Raw genomic sequence first — 16,398 nt, 5'->3', positions numbered from 1 at the left:
CCCACACCACCTACAACCAAGCAACCGCATGGTCGCACCGGCAACACGACTTCGCCGCTTGACATTCCAGGTCCAGGGATGTCTGACCCGACGGCATCCCCGAAACACGGCCGAGCTGCCCGGCCTGGACCCGGCCGCCGCCGGAGCACTGGACACCGCCGCCGTACTGGCGCATCGCGACCGCATGGCCGCCCACTGGAACGACGACGGCCAGGTCGCATGGCTCAAGACGGCCGGCATCGACCTCCAACGCGGCCATGGCCGCCTCGACGGGCCACGACGGGTGGCCGTGACCACCCCCGACGGCGGCACCGTCCGGCTGCTGGCCCGGCACGCCGTGGCCGTGTGCACCGGCAGCGGCGCCGCCCTCCCCGACCTGCCCGGGCTGGCCGGCCTGCGCCCCTGGACCAGCCGCGAAGCCACCAGCGCCCCGCAGCCCTGCCGGGACCTGCAGGGCCAGAGACCTCTGTCACACTAACGAGACCATTGAACTATTAAGTGCTACATTGATGAGACAATTAATGGGAGCATCGATCGAAGGAACACCCATGGCCAAGACATGGCTCATCACCGGCGCGTCACGGGGCTTCGGACGTCACCTCACCGAAGCCGTCCTCGAGGCAGGCGACCGGGTCATCGCCACCGCACGCAGCCCCAAGCAACTCGACGACCTGGTGGCCCGCCACGGCGACCGGATACGGGCGGTCGCGCTGGACGTCACCGACGCCGCCGCGGCCTCCCGAGCGGTCAAGGAGGCCACCGACACCTTCGGCAGCCTCGACGTGGTCGTCAACAACGCCGGCTACGGCAACAGCGCGCCGATCGAAGAGATGGCCGAGGACGACTTCCGCGCCCAGATCGAGACGAACCTCTTCGGCGTCGTGAACGTCACGCGGGCGGCCCTGCCCGTCCTGCGCACTCAGCGATCCGGCGTCTTCGTACAGTTCTCCTCCGTCGGAGGACGCGTCGGCGGCACTCCCGGAATGGGCGCCTACCAGACCGCGAAATTCGCTGTCGAAGGCTTCTCAGAGGTCCTCGCCAGCGAAGTCGCGCCCTTCGGCGTCAAGGTCGTCATCGTCGAGCCGGGCGCGTTCCGTACCGACTGGCAAGGCTCCTCCATGGAGATCCACCCTGTCGGCCCCGACTACGAGCAGACCGTGGGCGCCATCCACCGCTACCGGCGCGACACCGACGGCAGCCAGCCCGGCGACCCCGCCCGCGCCGCCAGGATCATCATCGACGTCGTCCGCGACGACGACCCGCCCCGACGACTCCTCCTCGGCAGCGACGCCGTCGCCGCCGCCCAGAAGGCCGCCGAGGTCCGCGCCGCCGAGACCGAGAAGTGGGCCGACGTCAGCCGCTCGGCCGACTACCGCTGACCACCGCAGGGAGCCCGTTCCGCACCGGCATCGAACACCGCACCAAGTCCTCCGGCACCCCCATCGACGCCTACCACGCGACAGCCGGCGCATTCCGTAACATGATGGGCACCCTCACGCCCGAAATGTTCCCCGGCGACCCCATACGGGCGGAGTTCGACGTGGGCAGGCAGGTCGCGCTCAGCACCGATTTCCCGGGAAGTGCCGAACACGCGGTCCTGTGACTGCTGTGCCGCGCCCCAGTATCTCGTCCTATGCGTGCCAAGCGCCTGACCCGTTACCGATGAGTTCCACCGCTGCCGGCGGACTTGGAGCGGAGCCCAGGCTCTCCCAGTTATGGAGCCGGCATTTCGGGGAAGGCGGAACGCGGAGGCTGCTGGGTCGAAGCCCCTCCCGGAATGCCGCTAACAGTACACATGCGCGATCCAGACATCGGGGGACATCGGAGAGCATCGCCATTGATGATCATCCTTATCACTCTGGGGGCGGCCTGCTTGCTCGGCATCGGCTTCGTCGCCCAGCAGCACGCCGCGTATCGCGAACCCCTTGAAGAGATGCTGCACGCGCGCCTGCTGCTGGACCTGATGCGCATGCCGTTGTGGCTGGCCGGGATCGGGGTGATGCTCTGCGGCCAGATCCTCGGCGCCGTCGCGCTGCGGGAGGCGGACGTGGCGCAGGTGACGCCGCTTCTCTCGATGAACCTGCTGTTCGCCCTGACCACGGCTCACGTCGTCTACAAGGAACCGTTCGGCCGCACGCTGCAACTGGGCGCCGTGCTGGTGAGCGGAGGAGTGGCGCTCTTCCTTTTCGCCGGGCGGCCTCAGGGCGGCCGGCTTCCGGATCCGTTCTCCACGCGCTGGCTGGCGGCGCTCCCGGTGGTCCTGGCCGCGGGGGCGCTGGTCCTGTTCGGGCTGCGGCGTTCCCTGAAGGTCAAGGCGATGTCGCTGGCCGCCGCGGCCGGAGTGCTGTACGGGCTGCAGGACGTGCTGACCCGCAACACCCTGCTCGCCCTCGGCAACGGGCCGGGGGTGCTCGAGACCTGGCAGCCGTACGTGCTGCCGTGCGTCGCCGTGGTGGGGCTGCTCCTCAACCAGAGCGCGTTCGACGCCGCTCCGCTGCAGATCTCGCTGCCGGCCACCACCGCCGCCGAGCCGATCATCGGGATCGTGCTCGGAGCGGCGATCTTCGCCGAGCATCTACGGGTGACTCCGGAAGCGCTCGTGGGCGAGGTGGCCGGCCTGATCGCGATGGTGGCGGGCATCGTCATCCTCGGCCGATCCCGGTTCCTGGCCAAGCCCACGCACCGCCGTCCCCAGTAGGCGGTGCCATCGCCGCGGTGAGGCGTCATGGGGTGAAGCGGTAGCCCATGCCCGGCTCAGTGATCAGGTGGACCGGGTGAGCGGGGTCGCGTTCGAACTTCTTGCGCAACTGGGCCATGTACTGGCGCAGGTAATGGGTCTCCTTGGCGTACTGGCTGCCCCATACCTCGGTCAGCAGGTAGCGCTGGGGGATGAGCTTGCCCGGGTTGCGCAGCAGGATCTCCAGGATGTGCCACTCGGTGGGGGTCAGCCGCAGGCCGCCCGAGATCGTCTTGCGGACCAGATCGACCGTGTGGTCGCCGAGCTGGATGCTGGCCAGCTCGGCCTCGTGGATGGCGGCGCGGCGGGAGACGGCGCGGATGCGGGCGAGGAACTCGTCGATGCCGAACGGCTTGGTCACGTAGTCGTCGGCGCCGGCGTCCAGGGCGTCGATCTTGTCCTGGCTTCCGGCCCGGCCGGACAGCACGACGATCGGGATGGTGGTCCAGCCGCGCAGGCCGTGGATGACGTCGACGCCGTCGATGTCGGGCAGACCGAGATCGAGCACGACGAGGTCGGGATGCCATTCGGCGGCTTCGCGCAGCGCGGAGGAGCCGTCCGCGGCGACGGCGACCTCGTAGTGGCGGGCGGCCAGGTTGATGCGCAGCGCGCGCAGGATCTGCGGTTCGTCGTCGACGACGAGGATCTTGGTCATGCTGTCACCGCCTGGGATGAGATGGGCATCTTGACGGTCATGGTGAGACCTCCCCCTGGTGTCTCCTCGGGTACGAGCGTGCCGCCCATGGCCTCGGTCAGCCCGCGGGAGAGCGCGAGCCCGAGACCGACGCCGGTGCCGTTGTCGCGGTCGCCGAGCCGCTGGAACGGCTGGAAGACGCGGTCGCGGGCCTCGGGCGGGATGCCGGGGCCGCGGTCGATCACGCGGATCTCGACCTGGTCGTCGTGCCAGCTGGCCGCGATGAGCACCTTCTGGCCGACGGGGTTGTAGCGGACGGCGTTGGCCATCAGGTTCACCAGGACGCGCTCCAGCAGCGCGGGATCCGCGACGATCTCGGGCAGGTCGATGGAGATGTCGCCCTCGACGCGGTCGCGCAGCGATCCGAGGTCGTCGACCGCCCGCGGCACGACCTCGTCCAGAGCGACGGGCTGAAGTGACAGACCGAGCACTCCGGCCTGCAGCCGGCTCATGTCGAGCAGGTTCTCCACCAGCCGGTCGAGCCGGGCCAGTGATTCGTGGGCGGTGTCGAGCAGTTCGTCGTGATCCTGGGGAGACCAGTCGATGTCGGAGCTGCGCAGGCTCTCCACAGCCGCCTTGGCAGCTGCCAGCGGAGTGCGCAGGTCGTGGCTGACGGCGGCCAGCAGGGCGGTGCGCATCTTGTCGGCCTCGGCCAGGGGTTTGGCCTGCTCGGCCTCCTCCTCCAAGCGTTCCTGCCGCAGTGCGACGGCGGCTTCGGCGGCGAACGCCTCCAGCACGCGCCGGTCGCTGGCGTCCAGCAGCCGGCCACGTGCGGCGAGCACCAGCCGGTCGTCGATCTGCACGTCGGTGTCGGCGGTCGCGGGGGCCGTGCACGGGATGGCTCCGGTGGTGGCGATGATGCGCCAGGCTCCGGGCTCGGACTGGTCGTCCGGGGTGGGCTCGCCGATGCGTTCGAGCAGGGTGACCGAGTCCAGAGCGAACGTCTCGCGCAGGCGGCCGAGCAGCGACGGCAGCGCGGCCTCGCCGCGGAGCACGTGCCCGGCCAGCGTGGACAGCGCCTCGGCGTCCGCGCGGGCGCGGGCTGCTTCTCTGGTACGGCGGGCCGCCAGGTCGACGATCGTGCTGACCGCGGCGGCGACCAGCACGAAGACGATCAGGGCGAGCAGGTTCTCCGGGTCGGCGATCGTGACATGCCCGACCGGTGGGGTGAAGTACCAGTTGATCAGCATGGACCCGCCGACGGCGGCGGTGAAGGCGGGCCAGGTGCCGCCGACGAGGGCGACGCCGACGACCAGGCAGAGGAAGAGCAGGATCTCGCTGGGCAGCGAGAGCACGTCGCGGAAGGGCAGCAGGGCGGCGGTCAGCAGCGGCAGGCCGGCGACGGCGACGGCCCAGCCGATGATGCGGCGCTTGCGGTCCAGCGCCGCGCGGGAGCGGTCCGGCCGGCGGCGGCCCTTCTTCACCTCCTCGTGGGTGACGAGGTGGACGTCGATGGACCCGGACAGGGCCGTGGTCTCCACGCCGACGCCGCGGGAGAAGATCTGGGCGAAGCGGCCGCGCCGCGAGGCGCCGAGGACGAGCTGGGTGGCGTTCACGCCGCGGGCGAAGTCGAGCAGGGCTCGCGGGATGTCGTCGCCGACGACCTGGTGGTAGCTGCCGCCCATGCTCTCGACCAGCGTGCGCTGGCGGGCCAGGTTGGCCGGGTCGCCGCCGGCCAGACCGTCGGAGCTGGTGACATGGACGGCCAGCAGGTCGGCACCCTTGGTGCGCGCGGCGATGCGGGCGGCCCGGCGTACCAGCGTGTCGCCTTCCGGACCGCCGGTGAGCGCGACCACCACGCGTTCGCGGGTCTCCCAGGTGGTGGCGATGCCGTGCTCGGCGCGGTAGCGGTCGAGCTGCTCATCGACCTTTCCCGCGACCCACAGCAGCGCCAGCTCCCGGAGAGCGGTCAGGTTGCCGACGCGGAAGTAGTTCGACAGCGCCGCGTCGACCTTCTCGGGCGCGTACACGTTGCCGTGGGCCATGCGGCGGCGCAGGGCCTCCGGCGCCATGTCGACCAGCTCGACCTGGTTCGCCCGCCGGACCACCTCGTCGGGTACGGTCTCGCGCTGCGGGATGCCGGTGATCTCGTGAACGACGTCGTTGACCGACTCCAGATGCTGGATGTTGACCGTGGAGACGACGTCGATGCCGGCGTCGAGGATCTCGTCGATGTCCTGCCAGCGCTTGGCGTTCCTGGAGCCAGGCACGTTGGTGTGAGCCAGCTCGTCGATCAACGCCACCTTCGGCTTACGCTCGATGACGGCGTCCACGTCCAGCTCGGTGAAGGTCGCCCCGCGATGGACCAGCGTCCTGCGCGGGATCACCTCCATGCCCTCCAGCAGGGCGGCGGTGCGGTGGCGGCCATGGGTCTCGACGAACCCCACGACCACGTCCCGGCCGCGCTCCAGCCCGCGACGCCCCTCGCCGAGCATCGCGTACGTCTTGCCCACCCCGGGCGCCGCGCCCAAGTAGACCCTCAGTCGCCCCCGCATGTCACCTCCCGTCGAGTGCGAGGTTGAGTGCGAGCACGTTGACGGCTGGTTCGCCCATGAAGCCGAGCGCCCGGCCGGTGGTGTGCTCGGCGATCAGCGCCTTGACCCGATCCAGCGGCACACCCCGCTCCTTGGCCACGCGGGGGGCCTGGAGTTCGGCGTACGCGACGGAGATGTGCGGGTCCAGGCCCGAGCCGCTCGCTGCGACGGCGTCGGCGGGCACAGGGACCTCGGTCACGTTCCCGCGCACGGGCACGGTCCGGCCCGCCGCGTAGTCCTCGCCCGGCTTGGCGCACTCCACCTTCAGCCCATCGTAGGCGGTGACGAACGGGACGGCGGGGCAGGCCTGGTTGACGCTGACCGCCCGGCCGGGGAAGACCTTCAACACCGCGCCCACCCCCTCGGGGGTGCAGAACGGGCGGGCGCCGCTGACGCCCTCCAGGTCGCCGACCGCCTTGGAACGGGCGCACACCTGAGTGAGCAGTGACTGCTTGCCCTCATCCGGATTGCCCTCCTCGTCTTTGGCACCGGGCACCGGCAGCACGTCGACCACGTCCTCGGGGCCCAGGTTACTGGCTGCCGTGGAGGTGAGGTCGTAGCCGTCGCCGGCGGCCGACGGGCGGGACTGGAAGTACTTCCTGACCGGGCTGCCGTCGGCGCCGGTGAAGGACTGGCCGATGATCGCGCTGCCGACCACCTTGCCGCCCTTCTCGATCGGCGAGCCGTTGGCTCTGCCGTTGAACAGCGTCTGGGCCACGCCGGTGGCGACCAGGGGATAGATGATGCCGGTGACCACCGTGAGCACGAGCAGCGCGCGGAGCGCGGCGACGTGCCGGCGGATCCAGCTGGGCATGCGGTGCATTTATGACATCCCCGGAAGGAACTGAATCAGCAGGTCGATGAGCTTGATACCGATGAACGGGACGATGATCCCGCCCAGGCCGTAGACGTAGAGGTTGCGGGAGAGCAGCTTGGCGACGCTGGAGGGCCGATACCTGACACCGCGCAGGGCGAGCGGGATCAGCGCGATGATGACCAGAGCGTTGAAGATGACGGCGGACAGGATGGCCGATTGCGGGCTGGCCAGCCGCATGATGTTCAGCGTGTCGAGGCCCGGATACACGGCCGCGAACATCGCCGGGATGATCGCGAAGTACTTGGCGATGTCGTTGGCGATGGAGAACGTGGTCAGCGCGCCGCGGGTGATGAGCAGTTGCTTGCCGATCTCGACGATCTCGATGAGCTTGGTCGGGTTGGAGTCGAGGTCGACCATGTTGCCGGCCTCCTTGGCGGCGCTGGTGCCGGTGTTCATAGCGACGCCGACGTCCGACTGTGCCAGGGCGGGGGCGTCGTTGGTGCCGTCGCCGGTCATCGCGACCAGCCGTCCGCCTTCCTGCTCCTTCTTGATCAGGGCGAGCTTGTCCTCGGGGGTCGCCTCGGCCAGGAAGTCGTCCACTCCGGCCTCGTCGGCGATGGCCTTGGCGGTCAACGGGTTGTCTCCGGTGATCATTACGGTACGGATGCCCATCCGGCGCATCTCGTCGAAGCGCTCCCGCATGCCCTCCTTGACCACGTCCTTCAGGTGGATCACCCCCAGTACGCGGGCCTTCTCCGCGACGACCAGAGGGGTGCCGCCGGAGCCGGAGATGCCGTCCACGATGTGGCCGACCTGGTCGGTGGGGTGCCCGCCCTGATCGCGTACCCACTTCATGACCGCCGTGGCCGCGCCCTTGCGCACCTCCCGGCCGTCCAGGTTGACCCCGGACATGCGGGTCTGGGCGGTGAACGGTACCCACTCGGCGTGCGCCAGCTCGCCCGGCCGGCGTTCGCGCAGCCCGTAGGCCTTCTTGGCGAACACGACGATCGAGCGGCCCTCGGGCGTTTCGTCGGCCAGGCTGGACAGCTGCGCCGCCTCGGCCAGCTCCTTCTCGCTCACTCCAGGCACGGGGACGAACTCGGCCGCCTGCCGGTTGCCCAGGGTGATCGTGCCGGTCTTGTCCAGCAGCAGCGTGGACACATCCCCCGCCGCCTCCACCGCACGGCCCGACATGGCCAGCACGTTGCGCTGGACGAGACGGTCCATGCCGGCTATGCCGATGGCCGACAGCAGGGCACCGATCGTGGTCGGGATGAGGCAGACGACGAGTGACACCAGCACGATCCCGGTGACTCCGTCGGAGGTGAGTGCCAGAGAGTCCGGAACGCCCGGGTTGATGGACTTGGAGAAGATCGCCAGGGGCTGCATCGTGGCGGTGGCGACCAGGAAGATGATCGTCAGCGCCGCGAGCAGGATGTTGAGGGCGATCTCGTTCGGCGTCTTCTGCCGGTTCGCGCCCTCGACCAGGGCGATCATGCGATCCACGAAGCTCTCGCCGGGCTTCTGCGTGATCTGGACGATGATCCGGTCGGACAGCACCTTGGTGCCGCCGGTGACCGCGGAGCGGTCGCCTCCCGATTCGCGGATGACGGGCGCGGACTCGCCGGTGATGGCGGACTCGTCCACGGATGCGATGCCTTCGATGACGTCGCCGTCACCTGGGATGATCTCTCCGGCCTCGACGATCACGTGGTCGCCCTGCTGGAGCTCGGACGCGCCGATCACGTCCCACTTGCTGTGGTCGTCGCGGTTCTTGAGGCGGCGGGCGGTGGTGTCGCGCTTGGCCGCACGCAGGGTGGCGGCCTGGGCCTTGCCACGGCCCTCCGCGACGGCTTCGGCCAGGTTGGCGAAGACCACGGTCAGCCAGAGCCACACCACGATGGCCCAGGCGAAGATCGACGGGTCGAGGATCGCGAGCACGGTGGTGAAGACCGCGCCGATCTCGACGATGAACATGACCGGGTTGCGCCACATGTTCACCGGGTTGAGCTTCGTCAGGGCGTCCGGCAGCGACTTGATCATCTGCTTGGGGTCGAGCAGGCCGCCGCCGACCTTCCCGCCCTTCGGGGCGGGGGAGCGGCCCGGCGCGTGCGATGTCTGCGTGGACATGTTCTAGCGAAGTCCTTCTGCGAGGGGGCCGAGTGCCAGCGCCGGGAGGAAGGTGAGGGCGACCAGGATGATCGTCACGCCGACGACCAGGCCGACGAACTGCGGCCGGTAGGTCGGGAGAGTGCCGGCGGAGGTGGGCACGGGCGCCTGCTGGGCCAGCGAGCCGGCCAGTGCCAGCGCGAGCACGATCGGCAGGAAACGGCCGAAGGCCATGCACAGGCCGAGCGTGGTGTTGTGGAACGGCGTGTTCACGCTGACGCCGGCGAAGGCCGAGCCGTTGTTGTTGGACGCCGAGGTGTAGGCGTACAGGATCTCCGAAAGGCCGTGCGGGCCGCTGTTCAGCATGGCCGATCGGCCGGTCTCCGTGGCCATCGCCACGGCCGTGCCGACCAGCACCAGCACCGGCGTGACCAGGAAGTACAGCGAGGCCAGCTTGATCTCCCGGGCGCCGATCCTCTTGCCCAGGTACTCGGGGGTGCGGCCGACCATCAGGCCGGCCACGAACACCGTGATCACGGCCAGGATCAGGATGCCGTACAGGCCCGCGCCGACCCCGCCGGGCGCCACCTCGCCCAGCAGCATGTTGAAGATCAGCATGCCGCCGCCGACGGCGGTGTAGGAGTCGTGGAAGGAGTTCACGGAGCCGGTGCTCGTGAGGGTGGTGGCGGTGGCGAACATGCCGGAGTTCGAGGTGCCGAAGCGCACGTCGCGGCCCTCCATCGCCGCCCCGACGGCCTGCGGCACGGTGCCGCTCGCGGACAGCTCGGCCCACTGGGTGACGCCGATGCTGATGATCGCGATGATCGCCATCACGCTCACGATGGCGTAGCCCTGCCGGTTGTCGCCCACCATGCGGCCGAACGTGCGTGGCAGGCAGGAGGCGATGACCAGCAGCAGGAAGATGGTCAGCCAGTTCGTCCACGAGGTGGGGTTCTCGAACGGGTGGGCCGAGTTGACGTTGAAGATGCCGCCGCCGTTCGTGCCCAGGTCCTTGATGGCCTCCTGGGAGGCGGCCGCGGCCGGGGTGAAGGTCTGCCGGCCGCCGGTCAGCGTCGTCCACGTGCTGTGGTCGGCGAAGGTCTGGATCGCGCCGCCGGCCACCAGCACCAGCGCGGCCACGAAGGCGATGGGCAGCAGGATGCGGATGGTGCCGCGGACCAGGTCCACCCAGAAGTTGCCCAGCGTGTCGGTCTTGCTGCGGGCGAACCCGCGTACGAGGGCGATGGCCACCGCCATGCCGACCGCCGCGGAGACGAAGTTCTGCACGGCCAGGCCCGCGGTCTGCACCACGTGACCCATGGCGGACTCGCCGGAGTAGGCCTGCCAGTTGGTGTTCGTGACGAAGCTGACCGCGGTGTTCCAGGCCAGAGCCGGCTCCACCGCCTTCATCCCCAGGGACAGGAACAGGTGGTTCTGCAGCCGCTGCAGGCCGTACAGGAACAGGATCGACAGCACCGAGAACGCCAGCACGCCGCGCGCGTAGACGCCCCAGCGCTGCTCGCTGTCGGGCTGGACGCCGAGCAGCCGGTAGATCCAGCGCTCCACCAGGTTGTGCCTGGCTCCGGTGTAGACGCGGTACATGTAGTCGCCCAGCGGCTTGTAGCAGAGGGCGAGGGCGAGCAGGAGGGAGGCGATGAACAGGATCCCGGCGAGGGTCGATGACATCAGAACTGCTCCGGGAAGAGCAGGGCCGCGACCATGAAGATCACCAAGCCGGCCACCACGACGAGACCCGCGGCATTGACGGCACTCACAGGTTCTCCTTCGTCGGCCATGTGAGTGCAGCACTGCTGCGTCCGATGGTTCGCTCGCTGCACTCGCTCACAGCCGCTCCACCGACTTGACGACCAACCCCAGGATCGCGAAGACCGCGATCGTCAGGGCGACGAAGAGGACGTCAGCCATCCCCACTCCTCAACCTGGACATGTTGTTTCGGCCGCGCCTTGTGCCGGGCGGCTCCAAGGCAAGCAAATCTCGGGATTTGCGGCGTTTTGCCGTTCTTGACGGCTTTCATACGGCCAAAGCCGAAATATTGACGTCATCCCTACGGGGCACCGCCAGAGACGGGCGTCAGGCTTCCTGGTCGCCGACACGGTGGCGGGCGGAGTGACGTGGATGGCGTTGTGGCGGGTCCGCTCACTGGCGCATCGATGGGCGGCCGGTCGCAGCCAGCCAATTTATACGTTTTCTTGACGCCCTCTCGCGGCCGATGACCTTTCTGGGCTGAGTAGTGTGCGATGCGGCTAAATGCGGTCTTTACGGAGAGGTGACCGTTATGGTGCTGGCGAAACGGCCGGCAGCTACGGAAGGGACTGTGCGCTCCTGGCTGTTGGAGGGGCTGCAGACCGACCGCAAGCAGATCGAGCACGGTCCCCATGTGAAGCACCCGTGGTGGCGGGTGATGTGCCTGACCGGTGTGGACTACTTCTCCACGCTGGGCTACCAGCCCGGCATCGCCGCACTGGCGGCGGGCCTGCTGTCGCCGCTGGCCACCTTGTTCCTGGTGGCGCTCACGCTGCTGGGCGCGCTGCCGGTCTACCGGCGGGTGGCGGCCGAGAGCCCGTACGGGCAGGGCTCGATCGCGATGCTGGAGAAGCTCGCGCCGCAGTGGTGGGGCAAGATCTTCGTACTGGCGCTGCTCGGCTTCGCCGCCACCGACTTCGTGATCACGATGACGTTGTCGGCGGCGGACGCGACCGCCCACATCCTGGAGAACCCGTTCGTGCCGGACTTCCTGGCCGGACAGCAGGTGATCGTGACCCTGGTGCTGCTGGCGGCACTGGGCGGCGTCTTCCTGATGGGCTTCACCGAGGCCATCGGCATCGCCACGCTGCTGGTCTTCGTCTACCTCGGGTTGAACGCCGTCGTCGTCACCATCGCGATCGCGCACGTGCTCGAGGCCCCGCAGGTGGTGGTGGACTGGCAGCACGCGCTGAGCCTGGACTACTCCAGCCCGCTGGCCATGGTCGGGCTGTCGCTGCTGGTCATGCCGAAGCTGGCGCTGGGCATGTCGGGGTTCGAGACCGGCGTCGCGGTGATGCCCGTGGTCAAGGGCGACATCCCGCAGCGGGTCAGAGGCACCAAGCGGCTGCTGACCGTCGCCGCGCTGGTCATGAGCGTCTTCCTGGTCTTCTCGAGCTTCGTCACCACGGTGCTGATCCCGCATCAGGAGTTCGAGGAGGGCGGCAAGGCGAACGGCCGAGCGCTGGCCTACCTCGCGCACAGCTTCCTGGGCGACTGGTTCGGCACCGCCTACGACATCTCCACGATCGCCATCCTGTGGTTCGCCGGGGCGTCGGCGATGGCCGGGCTGATCAACCTGGTCCCGCGGTATCTGCCCCGGTACGGCATGGCGCCGGAGTGGACGGGTGCGGTGCGGCCCCTGGTGCTGGTGTTCTCGGCGATCGCGTTCGGCATCACGATCATCTTCGACGCCGATGTGGACGCCCAGGGCGGCGCGTACGCCACCGGCGTGCTGGTGCTCATGCTGTCGGCGGCGGTGGCGGTGACGCTGTCGGCGTGGAAGAAGCGTCAGCAGGTGGCGACGGCCGCATTCGCACTGATCTCGGCGGTGCTGGGCTACACCCTGGTGGACAACGTGATCGAGCGGCCGGACGGCGTCAAGATCGCCTCGTTCTTCATCGCGGCGATCATCGTCACTTCCCTGATCTCCCGTGCCACCCGCTCGACCGAGCTGCGGGTCACCGAGGTCCACCTGGATCCGCTCGCCGAGGAGTTCGTGAACGAGGCCTGCGGCGAGATCCACGTGATCGCCAACGAGCCGAACGTCCGGGACCAGGCCGAGTACAACGACAAGCTCCGCGAGACCTGGCAGACCCACCGGCTGCGCAGCTCGGAGCCGGTGCTGTTCGTGGAGGTGTCCGTGCCCGACGCCTCGGAGTTCGAGACCGAGCTGCGCGTCAAGGGCGAGGAGCGGTACGGCCACAAGATCCTGACCATCGAGAGCTCGGCCGTGCCCAACACGCTGGCCGCACTGCTGCTCTACATGCGGGACCGGACCGCGGGCGTACCGCACATCTACTTCCACTGGGCCGAGGGCAACCCGGTCGTGGCCATGCTGCGTTACCTGGTCTTCGGCGGTGGCGACGTCCCGCCCCTGACCAGGGAGGTGCTGCGCCAGGCGGAGCCGGACCCGGAACGCCGGCCGCACGTCCACGTCGGCTGACAGCCGCCGGGGGTCGGCGCCGTCCAGGAACTCCTCGGCTTTCCTGCGATCCTCCGCCTTGGCCTGCTCCCTAGCCTGCTGGACCAGGTCGGGGATGGTCTCGGCGCGCCGTGCCGGCTCCATGCGCATGGCGCGCGGGTCGAGGCACAGGTCCGTGACGCCCGACAGCTAGCCTTCCATGAGTCGGGCCAGGCGGTCCCATGCCGGGGACGAGGCCCCGGGCTGGGATTGCGCGGCCAATCGCGCGACGGTCGGGTTGTGGATGGGGCGGCACTCGGATCGGCTGTGGTGCCTGGTGAACCAGTCCCGGGTACGGTCCGCGAGGGCGGGGAGGCGGGGATCGTCCGGCGGCCAGTCGTAGGCGGCGTCGTGTTCGAGGTAGAGGGCGCGGAACTCGGGATCGGTCATGAGCTCGCGCTTTTCGGCGATCCACAGGCCGGCATCCTCGGGTGAGGCTGTTTGCATGAGGATCCAGCCGTCCCGTTCCAGGTGGATCTGGCGCTCGCTGGCACCGAGTCCGCGCAGATCGTCGAGATAGTCGGCGACTTCCGGGGAGACGAAGAGCCGGTCGCCGCCGCGCAGCTGGGCGAGTTGATCGCGGGTTCGCCGCAGCTGCGCGATGCGGTCCTGGAGGTTCTGGTCGACCTCGGCGATGGCTTCCGTGAGCGTGTCCGGATCGGCGTCAAGGAGGTCCTTGATGCGGGCCAGTGGCACGCCCGCATGGGCCAGGGTCCTGATCTTGACGAGGTCGATGGCGTCTTCGGCGGTGTAGCGCCGGTAGCCGGACGAGTCGCGGTCCGGCTCGGCGAGCAGGCCGCGCTCGTGATAGTGGCGGATGGCCTTGATGGTCACTCCGGCGTACTCCGCGAGCTGGCCAATCGTGAGCATGCGGGACATCCTTCCACTCGACGGTCAGGCCCTCCGAGTCAGGCGGCCGCCACCGTTGCGGAAGCGCGCCTGGCCGTCACGGACGTCGTGGTAGGAGACGAGCAGCAGCCGCAGGTACCCGTCGAACATCTCCAGTGGGTAGCCGACGGGGGCGAACAAGCCCGGTCGGATCGGCACGTAGCGCTGTGGCGGGGCGGAGGTCATGCCGCCGGCGAACTCGGTGAAGATCCGCTCCTGCGACTCGTCCGCCGGTTCGTAGGTCGTCCGCTCCTCGAGCTGGCCTTCGACGATGCTGACGTCGATGCGGAGCTGGTTGGAGCGGTAGGTGCCCACGTAGGGAGTCAGGTCGACGTCCTGCTCCAGTTCGGCGACCAGCTTGGAGATCTGCACACCGAGGTGCTCGCGCAGCAGCCATTGCAGGAGCTGGTCCTGCAGCATGATCGCCCCCGGGTTGTTGCCGTAGGCGGCGAACACCAGGTCGTGCTCGGGCAGGACGCACAGGAGGGAGACGCCACCGGGCGAAGCGCCCGACATGGCCAGGACCGTCGTGTCACCGAACCGGTACAGCACCCAGCCCAGGCCGATCGGCGGGGTGTTCGGGCTCTCCATGTCGTAGGAGACCTGCTGCATCAGGGCGGTCGACTCGGCCGACAGGACGCGCGTACCGGAGGGGGAGACACCGCCGGCAAGGTGGGTGCGTCCGAAGGCGAGCAGGTCGGCGATGCTGCCGATCGGCGTGCCGCCGGCCGGTCCCCAGGTGTCGGGCAGTGTGAACATGTTCGTGGGCTTGGCCGTCATGGTCTCGGGGTCCAGGAAGTGGCCGACCGCCGTGCTGCGCAGGATGGCCCGCTCGGCCGAGGTGCTGGAGTCCTTCATGCCGACGGGTGCGTAGACGTCGCGCTCGAGCAGTTCGGGGAAGGGTAGGCCGGTCACCACTTCCAGCAGGCGACCCGCGACGATCATGCCGCCGTTGGAGTAGCTGAGCTGCTCACCGGGTTCGAACAGGGTGCCGCAGCTGCTCGCGAGGCCGGTGACGTAGTTCTTCAGGGCGTCACGACCCTTGGCGTCGGGGAAGTACAGGTCCGCGTCGATGCCGTTGGTGTGGGAGATCAGGTGCCGGACCAGGATCCTGTCCGCCGCCCCCGGTACGGCCAGGGCGAGTTCGGGAAGGTACTTCACCACAGGGGTGTCGAGGTCCAGCACTCCACGGTCGACCTGCTGCAGGACCAGCGTGGTGGTCAGGACCTTGGTGACGGAGCCGAAGAGGAATCCGGTGTCTTCGCGCATCGGTGCGCCGGTGGCGACGTTCGCGGTGCCGTGGGCGACGACGATCTCCTCGCCGGCGTGGTGGACACCGGCGACGAACCCGGGGACGTTGTTGGCCTCGCAGTAGGCGGCGGCCTGCTCGCGGATCTGGGCTTCGACGGTGTGCAGTGCGTTGTTGTCCATGCAGAGCATCGTCGAACCCTGCCCCTGGGGCAAGGTCAAGCCCGGAGGACGGAAAATCGGCGAGCTCAGGTGATCGCAGAGCGTGGTGGCGTGGATAGGCCGGAGCGTGGTCGAGGTCGTCCGCCGGACTGACCTCGACCTGCACAATGGTCGCCACGGACGAGAACATCGCTAACGAAGCGTGGTGGAGGCGGCAGGCCGCCGCACAAGCGGAATGGTGGAAGAAACGGTCGACAGGACATCAGGAGGAGACCCTCCGGCAGAACAACCTGATGTACGGCGGCTTGATCGGTGTCGGAGTCGTCTTGGTGCAGCCGTTCCTGACCCCGGGAGGCGCTTCCCTTGATCTGTCCGCCAAGATCTGCGTGATCGCTTTCTCCTTGGCCATCTGCTCTCATCATGTTGAACCGGCATGAAACCTATCGTCGGCGCATGACGAGCTCCGTTGTCGTGCTGATGGCGCAGCAGGCCGCACTCGGACTCGGGTACGTCGGGGTGGTCGCCGGTTTCTGGCACATCATGACGATCGCCGGGATCGCGATCCTGGTTGGCACGATCTTGGGGGTGGCCGTTCAGACCGCGGGTTATGTACGGGTGGAGGAAGACGACGCCCAAGCCACACCGGGTGCGGAGCAGCCACCCCAGCTACAGATCCGCTGACGTCCACGGCCGGACTGAGATCGTCCGCCGAATCACGACGCAGTCGAGCCCACCGCCCCAGCCGCCATCAAGCCCACCGCCCTCAACCCACGCCGCCCCACCCAGCCCAACCGGAGCCAGGCCGACGGGATCCCAAGCGCAAAGGATCACGCACCCTACGGAACCCTCACGTACGAGACCATGTCAGCGGCCACGTCAGGACGGCAACGGCCCGGTATCAGAGCGGTCGGCGATGGTGGATGCCATGAACGGTTCAGCAACGTCCGTTCACCCGACTTGAAGGAGTGCACCACCATGTCGAT

General features: G+C 68.8%; 15 protein-coding genes. 7 read left to right on the top strand and 8 right to left on the bottom strand.

Annotation, left to right across the window (positions count from 1 at the left end; genetic code table 11):
- Positions 1–58: 58 nt before the first annotated feature.
- From AB0H84_RS51885 to AB0H84_RS51870, 4 genes are all read left to right on the top strand, one after another.
- Entirely contained in the window at positions 59–478 is a 420-nt protein-coding gene (locus AB0H84_RS51885) for a hypothetical protein (protein WP_357621744.1), read from the top strand.
- Between the two features lie 70 nt (positions 479–548).
- Positions 549–1,379, top strand: a complete 831-nt coding sequence (locus AB0H84_RS51880; RefSeq protein WP_357621741.1) for an oxidoreductase — start codon at positions 549–551, stop codon at positions 1,377–1,379.
- Positions 1,343–1,603, top strand: a complete 261-nt coding sequence (locus AB0H84_RS51875; protein ID WP_357621739.1) for a hypothetical protein — start codon at positions 1,343–1,345, stop codon at positions 1,601–1,603. The genes AB0H84_RS51880 and AB0H84_RS51875 overlap by 37 nt, the downstream gene beginning before the upstream one ends.
- Before the next feature lie 237 nt (positions 1,604–1,840).
- Positions 1,841–2,698 carry a DMT family transporter gene (locus tag AB0H84_RS51870; protein ID WP_357621737.1) on the top strand — a complete coding sequence of 286 codons (858 nt, stop codon included), beginning with the start codon at positions 1,841–1,843 and terminating at the stop codon, positions 2,696–2,698.
- A 25-nt stretch (positions 2,699–2,723) separates the two neighbouring features.
- On the opposite strand, the gene AB0H84_RS51865 is transcribed toward AB0H84_RS51870, so the two are convergent.
- The 6 genes from AB0H84_RS51865 to kdpF are packed head-to-tail and all read right to left on the bottom strand — an operon-like array spanning position 2,724 to position 10,666.
- The gene (locus AB0H84_RS51865; protein WP_357621735.1) at positions 2,724–3,392 is read right to left on the bottom strand and encodes a response regulator; all 669 of its coding nucleotides are present in this window, start codon (positions 3,390–3,392) and stop codon (positions 2,724–2,726) included.
- Positions 3,389–5,926: a DUF4118 domain-containing protein gene (locus tag AB0H84_RS51860; RefSeq protein WP_357621732.1), complete on the bottom strand. Its 2,538-nt coding sequence runs from the start codon at positions 5,924–5,926 to the stop codon at positions 3,389–3,391. Before AB0H84_RS51860 ends, AB0H84_RS51865 begins: the two co-directional genes overlap by 4 nt.
- A gap of 1 nt (position 5,927) precedes the next feature.
- Positions 5,928–6,788 (bottom strand): potassium-transporting ATPase subunit C, encoded by an 861-nt coding sequence (locus AB0H84_RS51855; protein WP_357621730.1) that lies wholly within the window; start codon positions 6,786–6,788, stop codon positions 5,928–5,930.
- Positions 6,789–8,912 (bottom strand): potassium-transporting ATPase subunit KdpB, encoded by a 2,124-nt coding sequence (gene kdpB / locus AB0H84_RS51850; protein WP_357621728.1) that lies wholly within the window; start codon positions 8,910–8,912, stop codon positions 6,789–6,791.
- 3 nt (positions 8,913–8,915) lie between these two features.
- On the bottom strand, positions 8,916–10,577 hold the full coding sequence (kdpA, locus tag AB0H84_RS51845) for a potassium-transporting ATPase subunit KdpA (protein WP_357621725.1): 1,662 nt from the start codon (positions 10,575–10,577) through the stop codon (positions 8,916–8,918).
- Positions 10,577–10,666 (bottom strand): K(+)-transporting ATPase subunit F, encoded by a 90-nt coding sequence (kdpF, locus tag AB0H84_RS51840; protein ID WP_357621722.1) that lies wholly within the window; start codon positions 10,664–10,666, stop codon positions 10,577–10,579. The genes kdpA and kdpF overlap by 1 nt, the downstream gene beginning before the upstream one ends.
- 561 nt (positions 10,667–11,227) lie before the next feature.
- Here kdpF and AB0H84_RS51835 point away from each other — a divergent pair.
- Positions 11,228–13,099: an amino acid transporter gene (locus tag AB0H84_RS51835; RefSeq protein ID WP_357621719.1), complete on the top strand. Its 1,872-nt coding sequence runs from the start codon at positions 11,228–11,230 to the stop codon at positions 13,097–13,099.
- A 168-nt stretch (positions 13,100–13,267) separates the two neighbouring features.
- On the opposite strand, the gene AB0H84_RS51830 is transcribed toward AB0H84_RS51835, so the two are convergent.
- Positions 13,268–13,987: a MerR family transcriptional regulator gene (locus tag AB0H84_RS51830; RefSeq protein WP_357621717.1), complete on the bottom strand. Its 720-nt coding sequence runs from the start codon at positions 13,985–13,987 to the stop codon at positions 13,268–13,270.
- A gap of 24 nt (positions 13,988–14,011) precedes the next feature.
- The gene (locus AB0H84_RS51825) at positions 14,012–15,436 is read right to left on the bottom strand and encodes a serine hydrolase domain-containing protein (protein WP_357621714.1); all 1,425 of its coding nucleotides are present in this window, start codon (positions 15,434–15,436) and stop codon (positions 14,012–14,014) included.
- Positions 15,437–15,582: 146 nt separating this feature from the next.
- On the opposite strand from AB0H84_RS51825, the gene AB0H84_RS51820 reads away from it, so the two are divergent.
- Positions 15,583–15,852 (top strand): hypothetical protein, encoded by a 270-nt coding sequence (locus AB0H84_RS51820; RefSeq protein ID WP_357621711.1) that lies wholly within the window; start codon positions 15,583–15,585, stop codon positions 15,850–15,852.
- Between the two features lie 16 nt (positions 15,853–15,868).
- Positions 15,869–16,096 (top strand): hypothetical protein, encoded by a 228-nt coding sequence (locus tag AB0H84_RS51815; protein ID WP_357621708.1) that lies wholly within the window; start codon positions 15,869–15,871, stop codon positions 16,094–16,096.
- The last annotated feature ends 302 nt before the right edge of the window (positions 16,097–16,398 follow it).

Origin of the sequence: Nonomuraea sp. NPDC050786 (genome assembly GCF_040654115.1) — a bacterium.
Taxonomy (GTDB): domain Bacteria; phylum Actinomycetota; class Actinomycetes; order Streptosporangiales; family Streptosporangiaceae; genus Nonomuraea.
The sequence above is the reverse complement of the archived record's forward strand: the minus strand, read 5'-3'. Positions and strand labels throughout refer to the sequence as shown.